General features: G+C 59.5%; 17 protein-coding genes. 2 read left to right on the top strand and 15 right to left on the bottom strand.

All coding sequences use genetic code 11. The features are described 5' to 3' along the window. The first annotated feature begins 334 nt into the window (after positions 1–334). A complete protein-coding gene (locus AB4N85_RS03890) occupies positions 335–1156 on the top strand; it encodes a c-type cytochrome (RefSeq protein ID WP_252869541.1) in 822 nt (273 codons plus the stop codon). Between the two features lie 121 nt (positions 1157–1277). Here AB4N85_RS03890 and AB4N85_RS03885 read toward each other — a convergent pair whose 3' ends face one another. The 10 genes from AB4N85_RS03885 to AB4N85_RS03840 form a co-directional block, all read right to left on the bottom strand. Beyond that, on the bottom strand, positions 1278–2081 hold the full coding sequence (locus tag AB4N85_RS03885; protein ID WP_056784068.1) for a transglutaminase family protein: 804 nt from the start codon (positions 2079–2081) through the stop codon (positions 1278–1280). Next, the gene (locus AB4N85_RS03880) at positions 2078–3028 is read right to left on the bottom strand and encodes an alpha-E domain-containing protein (RefSeq protein WP_016773788.1); all 951 of its coding nucleotides are present in this window, start codon (positions 3026–3028) and stop codon (positions 2078–2080) included. Before AB4N85_RS03880 ends, AB4N85_RS03885 begins: the two co-directional genes overlap by 4 nt. A 12-nt stretch (positions 3029–3040) precedes the next feature. Further along, positions 3041–4450: a circularly permuted type 2 ATP-grasp protein gene (locus AB4N85_RS03875; RefSeq protein WP_041479359.1), complete on the bottom strand. Its 1410-nt coding sequence runs from the start codon at positions 4448–4450 to the stop codon at positions 3041–3043. A gap of 477 nt (positions 4451–4927) precedes the next feature. Then, entirely contained in the window at positions 4928–5275 is a 348-nt protein-coding gene (locus AB4N85_RS03870; protein ID WP_003223226.1) for a ribonuclease E inhibitor RraB, read from the bottom strand. 209 nt (positions 5276–5484) lie between these two features. After that, positions 5485–5718, bottom strand: coding sequence for a hypothetical protein (locus AB4N85_RS03865; RefSeq protein ID WP_056784063.1), 234 nt, complete (start codon positions 5716–5718; stop codon positions 5485–5487). Between the two features lie 187 nt (positions 5719–5905). Then, complete coding sequence (speE, locus tag AB4N85_RS03860) at positions 5906–6781, bottom strand: polyamine aminopropyltransferase (RefSeq protein ID WP_016773785.1); 876 nt, start codon at positions 6779–6781, stop codon at positions 5906–5908. A 241-nt stretch (positions 6782–7022) separates the two neighbouring features. Further along, on the bottom strand, positions 7023–7214 hold the full coding sequence (locus AB4N85_RS03855) for a PLDc N-terminal domain-containing protein (protein WP_016773784.1): 192 nt from the start codon (positions 7212–7214) through the stop codon (positions 7023–7025). Between the two features lie 71 nt (positions 7215–7285). Next, on the bottom strand, positions 7286–7816 hold the full coding sequence (locus AB4N85_RS03850) for a hypothetical protein (RefSeq protein ID WP_150741360.1): 531 nt from the start codon (positions 7814–7816) through the stop codon (positions 7286–7288). A 158-nt stretch (positions 7817–7974) separates the two neighbouring features. Continuing rightward, positions 7975–8493 carry an ankyrin repeat domain-containing protein gene (locus AB4N85_RS03845; protein WP_150741359.1) on the bottom strand — a complete coding sequence of 173 codons (519 nt, stop codon included), beginning with the start codon at positions 8491–8493 and terminating at the stop codon, positions 7975–7977. Between the two features lie 94 nt (positions 8494–8587). Further along, entirely contained in the window at positions 8588–10426 is a 1839-nt protein-coding gene (locus tag AB4N85_RS03840) for a long-chain-acyl-CoA synthetase (protein ID WP_460067057.1), read from the bottom strand. A 385-nt stretch (positions 10427–10811) separates the two neighbouring features. Between AB4N85_RS03840 and AB4N85_RS03835 the strand changes: the two genes are divergently transcribed. Continuing rightward, positions 10812–11090 carry a DUF3509 domain-containing protein gene (locus AB4N85_RS03835; protein WP_016773780.1) on the top strand — a complete coding sequence of 93 codons (279 nt, stop codon included), beginning with the start codon at positions 10812–10814 and terminating at the stop codon, positions 11088–11090. Between the two features lie 174 nt (positions 11091–11264). On the opposite strand, the gene mtnC is transcribed toward AB4N85_RS03835, so the two are convergent. The 5 genes from mtnC to aroC form a co-directional block, all read right to left on the bottom strand. Then, complete coding sequence (mtnC, locus tag AB4N85_RS03830) at positions 11265–11948, bottom strand: acireductone synthase (protein ID WP_252869062.1); 684 nt, start codon at positions 11946–11948, stop codon at positions 11265–11267. A gap of 4 nt (positions 11949–11952) precedes the next feature. Beyond that, complete coding sequence (locus tag AB4N85_RS03825) at positions 11953–12498, bottom strand: 1,2-dihydroxy-3-keto-5-methylthiopentene dioxygenase (RefSeq protein ID WP_252869061.1); 546 nt, start codon at positions 12496–12498, stop codon at positions 11953–11955. 92 nt (positions 12499–12590) lie between these two features. Further along, positions 12591–13217 carry a methylthioribulose 1-phosphate dehydratase gene (locus AB4N85_RS03820; protein WP_095180814.1) on the bottom strand — a complete coding sequence of 209 codons (627 nt, stop codon included), beginning with the start codon at positions 13215–13217 and terminating at the stop codon, positions 12591–12593. Next, positions 13214–14359, bottom strand: coding sequence for an MFS transporter (locus tag AB4N85_RS03815; RefSeq protein WP_024012224.1), 1146 nt, complete (start codon positions 14357–14359; stop codon positions 13214–13216). The genes AB4N85_RS03820 and AB4N85_RS03815 overlap by 4 nt, the downstream gene beginning before the upstream one ends. A 34-nt stretch (positions 14360–14393) precedes the next feature. Beyond that, the gene (gene aroC, locus AB4N85_RS03810) at positions 14394–15485 is read right to left on the bottom strand and encodes a chorismate synthase (protein ID WP_252869060.1); all 1092 of its coding nucleotides are present in this window, start codon (positions 15483–15485) and stop codon (positions 14394–14396) included. Positions 15486–15534 lie beyond the last annotated feature (49 nt).

Genomic DNA, 15534 nt, shown 5'->3' with positions numbered 1-15534 from the left:
GACGCGGGCTCTAAGGTGAACATGTACGCCATGGTCGTCGGGTTTTGCCGAGACGGGCGTGCTTCAACAGGAAGTGCAACGCGTGCCGTCAGGGAAATGCAGTCAGGCACGCATCAGGAAATAACAATAAAGGCGGTCAAGCCATGTTCAAACAACCGAAAGTTCGTCAAGCAGGACTCATTCTTTTCGCCACGACGCTGTTGTTGATCTTGCCGAATCTGACCAAGGTCATCGGCTGATTCAAACGTCGCGTGCTGTATGTCGCCGTTGAAAATGTGACTGGCCCGCTACCCGGGCCAGCGCGGTTGTGCCAACCTTTGCGCACTACCACGACATGGACGGCGATCATTTGAAAACCCTCATTGCGCTCGGTGCCTTGCTACTGAGCTTGCCCTTGGCTGCCGCACAACTGGATCTGCAGTTGGGCGCAAACAGCCGCACCTGGCAGACCGAAGAGCTGCTCAAACATCCTCAGCTGCAAACTCTCACGATCAACAATGATGTTTCCTACAAGAAGGACATGACCTATCGGGCCGTGCCGCTGGCCGCCTTGCTAACGGGCGTTAGACCTGAGGATCACTTGCAAGCGGTGGCGCTGGACGGCTTTGCCGCAGAGCTGGCCGCTGCGCCATTGCTGAACAAGGACGGCGCGCGGGCATGGCTGGCGATCGAGGATCCGGCGCAGCCGTGGCCACCGCTGTCAGCCGGCAAGCACAGCGCCGGGCCGTTCTATCTGGTCTGGACCGACCCGCAGGCCGGCAATATCAGCCCCGAGCAGTGGCCGTTCGAAGTCGCCAGCATCAAGCTGATGGCGCCGGTGGCCCAACGCTTTCCTGCCCTGCTGCCCGATCCTGCCTTGAAGGCCGATGATCCGGTGAACCAGGGTTTTGCCCTGTTTCAAAAAAACTGCCTGGCCTGTCACCGGTTGAATGGTGCCGGAGACGCGCAGTTCGGTCCGGATCTGAATATTCCGTATAGCCCGACCGAGTATTTCGGGGCGGATTTCTTGAAGCGCTACATCCGCGATCCGCAGAGTTTGCGCCAGTGGCCGCAGGCGAAGATGCCGGGGTTTTCTGCTGAGGTATTGCCGGATACCGATCTTGAAATGCTGGTGGGCTATCTCAAGCATATGGCCGGGCGCAAAGTTAAGCCGTAAGCCTTAGGGTGTTATTACTGGCCTCTTCGCTGGCAAGCCAGCTCCCACAGGGTATGCGCAGAGTTCGAATCAGCGGTCATCCTGTGGGAGCTGGCTTGCCAGCGATAGCGGTATCCCGAATCTATTGTTGCTGCACGGAAATAACCGGTGTCGGCGAGACGAACACCTTCGCATGCATCTGCTCGCAGCCACCGCCCCGGCGCATGCCACGGACCGGGCAGGCATCGAGATAATCCAGGCCCACCGCCAGCTTCAGGTGTCGCTCCGGGCGCGCCAGCTGGTTGGTCACGTCGAAGCTGTACCAAGCGTCATCCAGCCACGCTTCTGCCCAGGCATGACTGGCGAGATGCTCGCAATCTTCGCTGTACAGATAACCCGACACGTAACGCGACGGCACGCCGAGACTGCGCGCGCAGGCTAGAAAGGCGTGGGCATGATCCTGACAGACCCCGGCCCGACCGGCGAAAGCTTCGGCGGCGCTGGTGTCGACTTCGGTGGAGCCCGGCGTGTAGCTCATGTGCTGATTCAGACCGTGCATCAAGTCGATCAGCGCGGTGCGGTCTCGCCGCTGCTTGCAGTTCTTCGCGGCAAACTCGCGCAAGGCTTCGTCGGCTTCGGTCAGGCGCGTGAAGCGCAGGAACGGCAGCGCCGACTGGCTCTCATGTTCGGCCTCGCGCAATTCATCGATATCGACCTGACCACGGGCGCCGATGATGATCGCTTCGTGGGGCTCGTCCATGGTCAGCACATGCAGGATGTTGCCAAACGGATCGAGCTGCGCACGCACCGGACGCGGCAGGTCGAGTTGCCAACTGAGGACATGCTGACGCTCGCTGTCGTGGGGTGTCAGGCGCAGGTACTGGATGCTCGCGCGCACCTGATCTTCGTAGTGATAGGTGGTCTCGTGGCTTATGGAAAGTCTCATGCAGCCTCCAGATAGGAACTGTGAATGGCGTTGCCCAACTGGCGCACCAGCGGGATGAATTCGGTCAGCCAGGCGTGCAGGCCTTCTTCGAGAATTTCGTTGATGCCGGTGTAACGCAGGCGCGCGTCCATTTCCGCCGCCAGGCGTTGTGCCGGGCGGCCGTTGGCGCCGGGCAGTTGCGCGAGGATCTGGTCAATCTCTTCTGTACAGGCACGCAGCGAACGCGGCACATCGGCGCGCAACAGCAGCAATTCGGCGACATGCCGGGCGCCGGGCGCGTCGCGGTAGATTTCGGTGTAGGCCTCGAATGAGGACAAGGCGCGCAGCAGCGCACTCCATTGGTAATAGGCGTGCGCCGTGCCGTCGCTGACTGCTTCGGCCTGATCGCCGGCCATTTCGTAACGGGCATCAAGCAGGCGCAGCGTGTTGTCCGCGCGCTCGATAAACGTGCCCAGACGAATAAAGCGAAACGCGTCGTTGCGCATGATCGTGCCGTAAGAGGCGCCGCGAAACAGGTGCGAACGTTCCTTGATCCATTCGCAAAACCGGCTCATGCCATAACGACTCAGGCCCTGCTCGGCGATGCCACGAATTTCCAGCCAGGTCGCGTTGATGTTTTCCCACATGTCCGCAGTGATTCGCCCGCGCACGGCATGGGCACTGGCCCGCGCAGCGCCGAGGCAGCTGTAGATGCTCGCCGGGTTGGCCGCGTCCAGTGCGAAGAAATGCAGCAGGCGCTCTGCGTGCAGGTCGCCGTGGCGTTCAAGGTAATCGTCCAAGGTGCCGGTGATCAGCAACGGCATAGCGAGTTCATGCAGGCCATCGCCGCGCCCGTCCTGCGGCATCAGCGACAGCGAATAGCTGATGTCGAGCATGCGCGCGAGATTCTCCGCACGCTCCAGGTAACGCGACATCCAGTACAGATCCGAGGCAGTTCTACTTAACATGGCAAGCTTCCTTCAATCCTCGACTACCCAGGTGTCCTTGGTCCCGCCGCCCTGGGAGGAGTTCACCACCAGGGAGCCTTCACGCAACGCGACACGGGTCAAACCGCCAGGCACCACACGGGTTTCGCGGCCGGACAGCACGAACGGACGCAAGTCGATATGGCGCGGCGCGATGCCGTTTTCGACAAAGGTCGGACAGGTCGACAGCGACAGCGTCGGCTGCGCAATGTAGGCATGGGGTTTGGCTTTGATGCGCTCGCGAAAGGCATCGATTTCCGCTGTCGTCGCGGCCGGTCCGACCAGCATCCCGTAACCGCCGGAGCCCTGGGTTTCCTTGACGACCAAATCCGCAAGATTGGCCAGCACATGGGACAGCTCGGACGGGTTGCGGCATTGCCAGGTCGGCACGTTTTTCAGGATCGGCTCTTCGTCGAGGTAAAAACGGATCATGTCGGTGACAAACGGGTAAACCGATTTATCGTCCGCGACCCCGGTGCCGATGGCATTGGCCAGCACCACGTTGCCGGAGCGATAGGACGACAGCAGCCCCGGCACACCGAGCATCGAATCCGGGTTGAATGCCAGAGGATCGAGGAATGCGTCGTCGAGGCGGCGATAGATCACGTCGACCGCTTTCGGGCCATCGGTGGTGCGCATGAACACCTTGTCGTCACGCACGAACAAATCTGCGCCTTCCACCAGTTCAACGCCCATTTCCCGCGCCAGAAACGCATGTTCGAAGAACGCGCTATTGAAGCGTCCCGGCGTCAACACCACCACGCTCGGGTTGTCGATCGGACTTGAGCTTTTCAGGGTATCAAGCAGCAGATTGGGATAGTGATCGATCGGGGCAATGCGCTGGGCGGCGAACAGTTCAGGGAACAGGCGCATCATCATCTTGCGGTCTTCGAGCATGTAGCTGACGCCACTGGGTGTGCGCAGGTTGTCTTCGAGAACGTAATAAGTGCCATCGCCATCGCGTACCAGATCGACGCCGGAGATATGCGAGTAGATGTCGCGGTGCAGATCCAGGCCCTGCATTGCCAACTGGTATTGCTCGTTGGCCAGCACCTGTTCGGCGGGAATAATCCCGGCCTTGATGATGCGCTGCTCGTGGTAGAGGTCGGCGAGAAACATGTTCAACGCCTTGACCCGCTGGATGCAGCCGCGCTCGACAATCCGCCACTCACTGGCGGGGATGCTACGGGGAATGGTATCGAACGGAATCAGGCGCTCGGTGCCCTGCTCGTCGCCATAGAGCGTGAAGGTGATCCCGGCTCGGTGGAACAGCAGATCGGCCTCGCGGCGGCGCTGCGCGAGCAGCTCGTCGGGCGTCTCGGCCAGCCAGCGGGCAAATTCCCGGTAATGCGGGCGGACCAGGCCGCCGGCATCGTACATCTCGTCAAAATAGGTGCGGATCATGCCGTACTCCTTGTCACTCCGGACATACAGGCCTTCGCAAGGCCCGTGCCATCGGCATAAACGCTTTGATTTCAATCGGTTGTAGATCCACGCCGGAGGCTGCGCACCATTCCTGTGCGGCAAATGCCCCGGCCCGATTGCCCCCGCTTCATTGCGACGCACTGCATCGCCTATCACCAGCATAGTCAGAGTTGATTTCACTGCCCGACCGCGACTGCGGATAATCCGCGCATTCGCTGCAAAACTTCCCCGGCACGCCGTCGCGAAGTAGTCAGCTCAACTGATCTGAACTGCCTTGGCAGCCCCGTCCCGACAGGACTTTATTGCACACCCGTCTTCCCTTTTAGCCACCCTCTCCGGTGGCTTTTTTTTGCCCGGGATTCTTGTTTCAGGGTTTTGCCACTGCGATGTGCAGAAGCCAGAAACGACAACGGCCGACCCGAAGGTCAGCCGTTGCCCGACAAACAATGCGCAATATCAATTCAACCGGTAACGATTGCGCACCTCCTGCTTCACGCCCCAACCCTCGATAATGCCGCCCAGCGGTTCGACCACGGCAGAAAAGCCTTGCTCGAAATCGCCGATGTCGTCATAGGTTGCGTACATCACTTTGCTCAATTCCAGCGACCAGGCGCCGTCGTCGCGCGCACTGACCTGGGCATTGATGGATTCACCGCGAAATTTGCCTGCTGCCCTGCGCGCCCGCTCCTCGTCCGGAAAAATCGCGTAGAACTCGATGGGATGAAACCGGGAAAAATCGAAACCGCCTTCTTTCATGCGGCGCAGAACGTTGCTGCTGATGTCTTCTTGATAGGCTGTGCTCATGAATCGTCCCCCTCGATTGATGGATAGACTTTCCGTATTCCCGCCCCGGGCCTTTTGGCCTAAGTACTACGGCAACGTGGTTGCGCGCGGGAAACAAGCATGTAGCTGACAAGACCAGACCTTAGCGATCCATTCGCTGATCTCGCCTGCAGAGTAGCCCCAAGAGAGCGCCGCTGCCAAGGCCTGGTTTACGAGATGACAGGAAGTGTTCAGACAGGGGTGATGCTGAGGATTTCGATGCCGTTCTGGGTCTTGAGGTTTTTCACCTCGGCATCGGTGGTGCGCCCTTGCAGGTCGTTGAGATCCAGCTGGGCGGCAACCGGAAGAAGCCGCTCCTTGATCAGCCGCGCGGCTTCATCATCGGACGGGCATTCCTCACGTTCGAAGACTTCATCAACAATTTCGCCGTGATCATCCACGAAAGTGACTTTCCACTTTTGCATCAGTGCCTCCTCGATCAACCCGTAAATGGGCTTACCTCTATCTCGACTTTTTTCCGCGAGAGTTGGTTCAAAAGGATTACAGCCGCCAACGGTGAAAATAACCATCCGATCGATAGGGCGGACTTCTGTGGCGAGGGGATTTATCCCCTCACCACAAAAGCTCCCTTGCAGAGCGCCTTCAGCGTGATCAGTCGTTGCTCGGCTTGTTGACCGCTTGCAGCACGTATTGCGGCAAGGCGAACGCGCCGATGTGGATTTCCGGATTGTAGTAACGGGTGACGATGCCGCTGCCGATGAAGCGCTGTTGCAGGGTTTCACGGCTGAGCTTGCGGTAGGCCGGGTTGGTCGAGCCCCAGGCGAAGGTCATCGAGCCGCCGATGTAGGTCGGCACGGCGGCCTGGTAGAAGTGCCAGTCCGGGAACAGGCTGCGCAGGCGACCGGCGGTGGTTTTGACTTCGTCGATCTGCATGAACGGCGTGCCGTTCTGAGTCACCAGGATGCCGCCTTCGTTCAGGCAGCGGTGGCACGCCTGGTAGAAGTTCTCCGAGAACAGCACTTCGCCCGGGCCGATCGGGTCGGTGGAGTCGGAGATGATCACGTCGAATTTTTCAGTGGTGGTGGCGACGAAACGCATGCCGTCATCGATCACCAGGTTCAGGCGCGGATCATCGTAGGCACCGGCGGAATGGTTCGGCAGGAATTCCTTGCACATGTCGACCACGGTGCCGTCGATTTCGACCATGGTGATGTGTTCGACGCCGGCGTGCTTGGTCACTTCGCGCAACATGCCGCCGTCACCGCCGCCGATGATCAGCACGCGCTTGGCAGTGCCGTGGGCGAGGATCGGCACGTGGGTGAGCATTTCGTGGTAGATGAATTCGTCGGCTTCGGTGGTCTGGATCACGCCGTCCAGCGCCATCACCCGGCCCATGCGCGGGTTCTGGAAGATCACCAGATGCTGGTGTTCGGTGCGCACTTCGTGCAGCAGTTTTTCCATGCGAAAACGCTGGCCGTAGCCTTCGTAGAGGGTTTCCAGGTACTCGCTGGTCTTGGTAACGGTCATGGTCAAGTGCTCCGATAAATGCGCGGGCGCCATCGTGGGGACGATTGCCCGGGAAAGGCGCGCATTCTACGTTGCCGAAGATGACAGGTCGAACCTCCGGTTGTTTTTTACCAGCGCAAACCAATGTGGGAGCGAGCCTGCTCGCGAAAGCGGAGTATCAGTTGCCGGTGATGGCGACTGACACAACGTCTTCGCGAGCAGGCTCGCTCCCACAGGGATGACCGTGTGATCGAAAATCAGCTCAGATCCGGACGTTACCCCGTGGCCCGGCAATAGCCCAGATGATCAGGCCCAGCACCGGCAGGAGGATAATCAGCAACACCCAGACGATTTTCATCCCGGTGGAGGCGCCGCTTTTGAGCACATTGATGATGGCCCAGATATCGAGGGCAAGGATGATCAGGCCAATCAGACCGTTGAACGTGGAACCCATGGTGTCGCTCCAGAATAGTGGCATGCACTTTTAGGATAGACGGTCGCGCGCAGGGTTCCCTTTTATTGCGTTCAGACGTGAACGGCGACCTTCAAGGCTTCCAGCGCTGGCGCAGCGGCGATGCCAATCTCGGCGCATAACTCCAGCACGCGGGGCACATCGTTGCCGTAGACCAGGACCATTTGTAGCTCATCGTCGAGCAACTGGCTGAAGTTCATCAACGTGTAACCGCCGTTTTCCTTGTTCAGGCTGCTCATCTGCACCTGGATGCGGTTGAGTGCGGTCAGTGCTTCGGTCTTGGCCAGTTGTTTGGGCTTGAGGTTGAAATCCACGCCGGGGCCAAACGAAGCAACGATTTGTGCGAACAGATCGACATAGGTATCGGCCTGGAACAGCACAGTTTCCGGCAGGCTGCCGACCACTACCCACTCACCCAGCGGGATCGGGAATGTGTCGTCGTAGTTGATGTCCGGATTGGCGGCCAGAAAAGCATTGGCATCGGCGTAGGCCTGCGCGGCTTCGTCGGCCACTTTCAGGATCTCGTCCTCGCCCATGCAGCCGGAGCTGATTTTGCTGATGAGTTCGACGAGTGCGGCTTTCATGAGGGCGGATCCTGTAGTGACAGTAGAATTTCGGGCGCGAAGAATAGCGCAGAAAAGCAAAAGATCGCAGCCTTCGGCAGCTCCTACAGGTCCTGCGTTCACTTGGCGAACGCATCAAGTGTAGGAGCTGCCGCAGGCTGCGATCTTTTGATCGTTTATCAGGCCAACAACTTTTCCAGCTGCGCAGTGGTATCGACTGCACCCATGGTCCGCGCCGCATCCAGCGCGGTCACGCCATTGGCGTCCTTGGCTCTCGGGTCAGCACCCTGGCCGATCAGGTAATCGACGATTTCAACGCGGTTGAACATCGCCGCCATCATCAGCGCCGTGCGGCCGTCGAAGGAAGAACCTTCAATTTCGGCGCCCGCCTCGACCAGCGCCTTGACCACCGCCAGATCGCCTTTGAACGCAGCGCCGGCAATCGGGCTCTGGCCGTTGCCATTGCGCATTTCCGGATCGGCTTTGTGTTTAAGCAGAACCTTCACCGCATCAACATGGCCGTAGTAGCTGGCGAGCATCAACAGGGTGTCGCCCTTGCTGTTTTTCAGGTTCACCGGCAGTCCGGCGGAGACAAGGCGATCAAGCATCTCGGCATCACCGTCGCGCGCCTTGTTGAAAACCTGCTCGGTGAATTCGGCAGCTTCCTCAGGGGTCATCTGGCGGCTTTGGTCAGACATGTGGCACTCCATTTCGGTCTATCGGAAGCCGACAGTTTCCCGAGCGCGACGGTGCCTGTCACTCGGTTTTTTCCGAGCGTCCCGATAGCCACACTCAATATCGATGTTTGCCCTGTTGAATTTCAGCGAGGATTTGCTCACTGACATGCACGTAAGTTTCGCTGCCGGGCAACCAGGCGAAGATCGGGTCATCGCCGGTGAGCCCGGGGTCAAAGCCTTCCGTTTTCAGGCGAGTCTTCTGGTATTTGAAGGTCCCGGTGGTTTCCATTTTCACTTTCACCCGCAAGAACAACGGCACGGCATAAGCCGGCATACGTTGCCGGACGAAACTCAGCAGTTCGGCAAAATCCAGCGTGGCCAAGGATTCGGCGGGAGTGATTGCGGCCATCCCCGCACGCCCATTGGTGTTGGGAATTTCCACACCGTAGGCCACCGCTTCAGCGATCAGCGGATGTTGCAGCAACAGGTTTTCGACTTCGGTGGTCGACACGTTTTCACCCTTCCAGCGATAGGTATCGCCGAGGCGATCAACAAATTGCGCATGGCCGAAACCGATATTGCGCAGCAGGTCGCCGGTGTTGAAAAAGCGATCGCCCTTGTTGAACACATCGTGGAGGACGACGCGCGCGGTTTTCTGCGGGTCGGTGTAACCGTCCAGCGGTGCCTTGTCGTCGATCCGCGCCAGCAGCAGGCCCTGCTCGCCCTTGCCGACCTTGCGCATGAAACCATCTGCGCCGCGCAACGGCTCGCCACTGTCATGGTCGTAAGCGACCAGTTCCCAAGCCATCAGCGAAAACCCGACGGTGTTGTCGAAATTGAGGATGTTGGTGAAACCGATGTTGCCGTCGCTGGCCGCGTACAGCTCACAGATATGCTCCACCGCAAAACGTGATTTGAACTCGGCCCAAGCACCAGGACGCAGGCCATTGCCGATCATCTTGCGCACATCGTGACGGCTGTCATCGACGCTGACCGGTTGTTCGACCAGGTAGCGGCACAATTCGCCAACATAGCCGATGGTGGTCGCGCGATAGCGGCGCACATCATTCCAGAACTGGCTGGCGCTGAACTTGCGGCGGATGGCGAAACCCGAGGCGCCGTTGATCGCCGATCCCCAGCACACGCACAGGCCCGTGGCGTGATACAGCGGCAAGGTGCAGTAAACGACATCATCCGGGCGCATATCGAGGGCGATCATGCCGAAGCTCGCCGAACTGCGCATCCAGCGTCCATGCTTGAATACCCCGGCCTTGGGCAGGCCGGTGGTACCGGAGGTGTAGATGTAGAAACACGGATCGTCGAAGAAAATCTGCGCGCTGCTCGGCGGGTTATCGCTACTGGCGTCAGCACTGGCGCTGATCAGATTGACGTAGCCCTCAGGCGCGATGCCCGGATGGCTGTGGGTGTCCTGATCGGCGACGAACCAGGTGCGCGGCGCGGCGATCGCAACCTGATCACGCACGCCGGCATAGGCAGCGGTCAGTTCTTCGCCAACCACAATAGCCACCGGCGCAACCAGATTGATGCTGTGAACAAGCGTGTCGCGCATCAACGAGGTATTGAGCAGCGCACTGACCGCGCCGAGCTTGGCCAGCGCCAGGATTGTCACCAGCAATTCCGCACGGTTCTCGATGAACACCGCGACCACATCGCCTTTGCCGATGCCCTGCTCGCTCAGGTAATGCGCAATGCGATTGGCCCACTGGTTGACCTGCGTGTAGGTCAACGCAACATCGCCCTGCAACAACGCCACACCATCGGGATTGCGCAGCGTCGCCTGCTCGAACGTCCAGCCCAGACCACACGTTTGGGTCGGATCCGTGACATTGGCCACCTTCATGCCCTTGACCACCCGGGGGATGGCTTTGGCGATCATCGGCAGTTTGCGGAGCATCATGCCCCAGGTAATCGTGTCGCTTGGTGCGTGACGCATAAAAGCTCCCCGTTCGATCTTGACGTGCAGACCGCTGTTCTTGTTATCGGGTAATGACTGCGACCGACGCGTTTACGCCGTGGGTCGAGAAGGAAAGTACGTCAGTGCTCGCGGGGCTGTACACGCGGTTTTTGCAATGATTTGTATCCCGTCGCGCCTCCGGGGAAGAGCGGATTCTGGTACGGACGTTTGGTTCCGTTGTACGGAGAAAAATCACGCAAAATGCAGGATGCACGATGGCCATTCATGCAGATTGCACGATGCCTGCAAAATGCAATGCCTACAACTTCTTGATTTTAAAGGAATTTTATTCACATCAATACTGGCACAAACGCTGCAACTACCTCCGCATGCTTGCCATTCAAGTACATACGGAGCTGATGACATGAGCCTGATTCAAGAAAAATTTACATCGCTGTTCTCCAACTACGAAGTCAGCACTGCCCCACGTCCTGACGGTGGCATCCTGCTCACTCTGCGTAGCAGCGACGGCAAAGTCTTCAAACGCGCACTCTCGTATCAGCAACTGCATGCCGGCGACCAACTGTCGTGGGCGATCAGCGCGATCCGCCGTGACCTGGCCGAACAAGCCAGCGAGCTGCCGCAAATTGCGATGCTGCAGAGCCAGCAGCGTTTTGCTCTGCCGACCTATCACTCGCTGTAATTGGCTTTAAACAAAAACAGGCCGTGGAGCATGCGCTTCACGGCCTGTTTTTTGTGCGCATGATTTTTGTAGGAGCTGCGGTACGCTGCGATCTTTTGATCTTGATTTCATGCGTAAATCGAAAGATCGCAGCCTCGTTTCACTCGACAGCTCCTACAGGGATGCGTGCAATGGTCAGAACGCTTCCGGTTCGATCCCGGTAAAGCTGTCCACCGTCACGTGTCCTGCCAATTCCCCGCCTTCACGCGCCAGGCCACAGGTTTTCATGCCGGCTGACTGGGCAGCGTCGAGCTCTTCGACGATATCCGACAGGAACAGGATTTCATCGGCTTCAACACCCACCGCCTGCTGAATGTTGCGGTAGGACTGCGCCTCACGCTTCGGCCCTGATGTGGTGTCGAAATAGCCGCTGAACAGCGGTGTCAGATCCCCCGCCTCGGAGCAACCGAAGATCAGCTTCTGCGCCTGGATCGAGCCGGACGAGTAAACAAACACTTGATAACCGGCCGCATGCCAACGTTGCAGCGCTTCAACGGCATCAGGATAGACATGCCCCTTCAACTGCCCGGCCTGATAGCCCTGCGCCCAGACCATGCCTTGCAACGCCTTGAGCGGCGTGGCTTTGCGGTCTTCAGCGATCCAGCTCAAGAGGATTTCAACAACCCGTTCAACATCGGCCTGCGGCTCATTGCTGTCTCGGCGCACGGCGTCAAGCTGTTCGGCGACATCGGCACGCGATGCGGTCTGGCGCACAAAGTCGGGCAAGTGTTCGGCGGCGTAGGGAAACAGTACGTCGAAGACGAAACTCACCGCGCTGGTGGTGCCTTCGATGTCGGTGAGGATGGCTTTGATCGACACGGTTTCAGTCCTCCAGACGCGGGAAACGACCGGCGATGTCTTCGCCGGTGAAATTGGCAACCCAACCTTCCGGGTTGTTGAACAGACGAATCGCTACGAAATGCGGATGTTCGCCCATGTCGAACCAGTGCTTGGTGCCGGCCGGAACCGAGATCAGGTCGTTCTTTTCACAGAGCACGGCGTAGACGTAATCGTCGATATGCAGGGTAAACAAGCCACGACCGGCGACGAAAAATCGCACTTCGTCTTCGCCATGGCGGTGCTCTTCGAGGAACTTGGCGCGCAGCTCGGCTTTTTGCGGATGATCACTGTTGAGGCTGATCACATCGACCGTGATGTAACCGCGCTCGGTCATCAGCCTGTCGATCTGCTCTTTATAAGCGCTGATGACTTCTTCCTGACTGGCGCCGGGCTGAATTTTCGCGGCAGCTTGCCAGCGGTCGAAACGCACGCCCTGCTCGGCCAGCGTCGAGGCGATGTCTTCGAAATGGGTCAGCACCTTGTTGGGAATCTCAGGGCTGGAAACGTGATAAACGGACAGGCTGCTCATGGGCAATTCCTCGGTAGCGGCGGCGCCGTCCGGCTCTTGAAGACCGGTCGGGCGCCGCATGGCATCAGGCAAACGGGCTGTTTCAGATGAACTCAGCCTTGGCGGTTCATGACGCTGCGGGTTTTCAACTCGCATTCAAACAGGAATTCAAAAGCCTCGATCTGCCGCAGCGCGTCGCTCATCTGCGCGCCCCAGGTGTAGAGGCCATGACCGCGAATCAGATAACCGACGCAATCAGGATGGGCGTCGAGCCAAGGCTGCACCTTGGCGGCGAGGCGTGCAATGTCCTGATCGTTGTCAAAAATCGGCACACGCACCCGTGATTCATGGGTGGAAATGCCGCTGAAGGCTTTTTGCAGTTCGTAGTCTTCGAACTCGATGAAATCTTCCGGGGTCAGCCGCGACAGCACCGTGGCGTTCACCGAGTGGGTGTGCAACACCGCGCCGATTTCCGCGCGCCAGCGGTAGAGCTGGGTGTGCAACAAGGTTTCGGCGGAGGGTTTCTTGCCCGGCTCCAGGCTGTTGCCGGACAGATCGGTAGCGAGCACGTCATCCACACCCAACTGGCCCTTGTGCTTGCCCGATACGGTCAACAGCGCTTCGCTCGGCGACAGGCGTGTCGAATAGTTGCTGCTGGTAGCTGGCGACCAGCCACGGCCATATAGAAAACGCCCGGCGTCAACGATCTGCTGGGCGAGCTGTTCACGGCTAAGGCTCATGGCCTGTCCTCTTGCATACATGTGGCAATGATAACGGCAGCGGCAAGCGCTGCGAGACTGGCAATACTAAAGGTCAATGTTGCGCCGAGGGCATTCCAGCTGTAGCCGGAATACAGCGCGCCGAGCGCCCCGCCGGTGCCGGCCAGTGCCGCATACAGCGCCTGGCCCTGGCCTTGCTGGCGGGCGCCGAAACTACGTTGCACGAAAGCGATGGCAGCCGCATGAAAGCTGCCGAATGTCGCTGCATGCAACACCTGGGCGAACAACAACACCCAGAGAAACTCCGCAAACGAACCGAGCAGCACCCAACGCAACGCCGCCAGCAGGAAGCTCGCCAGCAGCACCCGGCGCAGGGAAAAGCGCGCCAGAATGCGACTCATGGCCATGAACATCAGCACTTCCGCCACCACACCCACGGCCCAGAGCATACCGATGACGCCACGGCTGTAACCGAGGCGTTCAAGGTGCAAAGTCAGAAAGGTGTAGTACGGCCCGTGGCTGACCTGCATCAGCGCGACGCAAGCATAAAACGCCAGCACGCCGGGATGACGCAATTGCTTGAGGAAGCCCTCACCCGTCGGCCGATTGCCTTGCGCGGGCTGCGCATTCGGCACCCACAGGCTGCTGAGAACGATACCGGCCATGATCAGCACCAACGCCGCTGGGTAGATGTCCAGACTCAGCCATTCGAACAGCCGTCCCAGCACCACCACAGTGATGATGAAGCCGATCGAGCCCCACAGGCGAATCTGGCTGTAACGCGAGGTCTGCCCCTGCAGATGCGCGAGGGTGATGACTTCGAACTGCGGCAGCACCGCGTGCCAGAAGAATGCATGCAGGGCCATGACCATCGCCAGCCAGGCGTAGGTCTGACTGACGAAGATCAGCGAAAAGGTCAGCAACGTACAGACCGCGCCAAAACGCACGATGGCCAGACGCCTGCCGGTGTAATCGCCGAGCCAGCCCCAGATGTTCGGCGCCACGCAGCGCATCAGCATCGGAATCGCCACCAGCTCGCCGATGCGTGCGGCGCTGAAGCCGAGGTGATCGAAGTACAGCGCCAGAAACGGCGCTGTCGATCCGAGCAAGGCGAAATAGAACAGATAGAAACTGGACAGCCGCCAGTAAGGAAGCGCCGCCACGCCGGTTATGCCGCGACGGCTTTGAGCGCAGCCATCAGAGCTGGCCCAGCACCGGCGTGCTCACGCGCACATCGGCGTTCTGCCCACGGTGGCGCAGCAGATGATCCATCAGCACGATGGCCATCATCGCTTCGGCGATCGGCGTCGCGCGGATGCCGACGCAGGGGTCGTGACGACCCTTGGTGATCACGTCGACCGGGTGGCCATTTACGTCGATCGAACGCCCCGGGGTGGTGATGCTCGAGGTCGGTTTCAATGCCAGATGCGCAACGATTGGCTGGCCGGACGAGATGCCACCGAGGATGCCGCCGGCGTTGTTGCTGAGGAAACCCTCCGGCGTCAGTTCATCGCGGTGTTCGGTACCACGTTGGGCGACACAGGCGAACCCGGCGCCGATCTCCACGCCTTTGACCGCGTTGATGCTCATCAGCGCGTGGGCCAGTTCGGCGTCGAGGCGATCAAAGATCGGCTCGCCAAGGCCCGGCATGACCCCTTCGGCGACCACGGTGATCTTCGCCCCGACCGAGTCCTGATCGCGGCGCAACTGGTCCATGTACGCTTCCAGCTCCGGGACCTTGTCCGGGTCAGGACTGAAAAAGGCGTTTTCTTCGACCGAATCCCAGGTCTTGAACGGAATTTCGATCGGGCCGAGCTGGCTCATGTAACCGCGAATGACGATGCCCTGACTGGCCAGATACTTCTTGGCGATCGCACCGGCCGCCACGCGCATGGCGGTTTCCCGCGCGGAACTGCGGCCACCGCCGCGATAATCGCGTTCGCCGTATTTATGGTGATAGGTGTAGTCGGCGTGAGCCGGGCGGAACAGGTCCTTGATCGCCGAGTAGTCCTTGGACTTCTGGTCGGTATTGCGAATCAGCAGGCCGATCGAGCAACCGGTGGTGCGACCCTCGAACACGCCGGAGAGGATTTCGACTTCATCGGCTTCCTGGCGCTGGGTGGTGTGGCGGCTGGTGCCAGGCTTGCGGCGATCGAGGTCGCGCTGCAGATCTTCCAGGGAAATCTCCAGGCCCGGCGGGCAGCCGTCGACAATGGCGACCAACGCCGGACCATGGCTTTCGCCAGCGGTGGTGACAGTGAACAACTTGCCGTAGGTATTGCCGGACATGCAGGACGCTCCGTGAAATCAAACCCGAATTCTTGATGCGCGCCAGTAT

The organism is Pseudomonas sp. H1_G08 (genome assembly GCF_054681355.1).
The sequence above is the reverse complement of the archived record's forward strand: the minus strand, read 5'-3'. Positions and strand labels throughout refer to the sequence as shown.

Bases quoted from the DNA above. Each gene is read 5' to 3' on its own strand.
- AB4N85_RS03865 (WP_056784063.1), bottom strand. From the start codon at position 5,718: ATGCAAAAGTGGAAAGTCACTTTCGTGGATGATCACGGCGAAATTGTT.
- AB4N85_RS03890 (WP_252869541.1), top strand. From the start codon at position 335: ATGGACGGCGATCATTTGAAAACCCTCATTGCGCTCGGTGCCTTGCTA.
- AB4N85_RS03840 (WP_460067057.1), bottom strand. From the start codon at position 10,426: ATGCGTCACGCACCAAGCGACACGATTACCTGGGGCATGATGCTCCGC.
- AB4N85_RS03885 (WP_056784068.1), bottom strand. From the start codon at position 2,081: ATGAGACTTTCCATAAGCCACGAGACCACCTATCACTACGAAGATCAG.
- AB4N85_RS03845 (WP_150741359.1), bottom strand. From the start codon at position 8,493: ATGTCTGACCAAAGCCGCCAGATGACCCCTGAGGAAGCTGCCGAATTC.
- speE (WP_016773785.1), bottom strand. From the start codon at position 6,781: ATGACCGTTACCAAGACCAGCGAGTACCTGGAAACCCTCTACGAAGGC.
- aroC (WP_252869060.1), bottom strand. From the start codon at position 15,485: ATGTCCGGCAATACCTACGGCAAGTTGTTCACTGTCACCACCGCTGGC.
- AB4N85_RS03875 (WP_041479359.1), bottom strand. From the start codon at position 4,450: ATGATCCGCACCTATTTTGACGAGATGTACGATGCCGGCGGCCTGGTC.
- AB4N85_RS03825 (WP_252869061.1), bottom strand. From the start codon at position 12,498: ATGAGCAGCCTGTCCGTTTATCACGTTTCCAGCCCTGAGATTCCCAAC.
- AB4N85_RS03850 (WP_150741360.1), bottom strand. From the start codon at position 7,816: ATGAAAGCCGCACTCGTCGAACTCATCAGCAAAATCAGCTCCGGCTGC.
- AB4N85_RS03870 (WP_003223226.1), bottom strand. From the start codon at position 5,275: ATGAGCACAGCCTATCAAGAAGACATCAGCAGCAACGTTCTGCGCCGC.
- AB4N85_RS03820 (WP_095180814.1), bottom strand. From the start codon at position 13,217: ATGAGCCTTAGCCGTGAACAGCTCGCCCAGCAGATCGTTGACGCCGGG.
- AB4N85_RS03835 (WP_016773780.1), top strand. From the start codon at position 10,812: ATGAGCCTGATTCAAGAAAAATTTACATCGCTGTTCTCCAACTACGAA.
- AB4N85_RS03880 (WP_016773788.1), bottom strand. From the start codon at position 3,028: ATGTTAAGTAGAACTGCCTCGGATCTGTACTGGATGTCGCGTTACCTG.
- AB4N85_RS03855 (WP_016773784.1), bottom strand. From the start codon at position 7,214: ATGGGTTCCACGTTCAACGGTCTGATTGGCCTGATCATCCTTGCCCTC.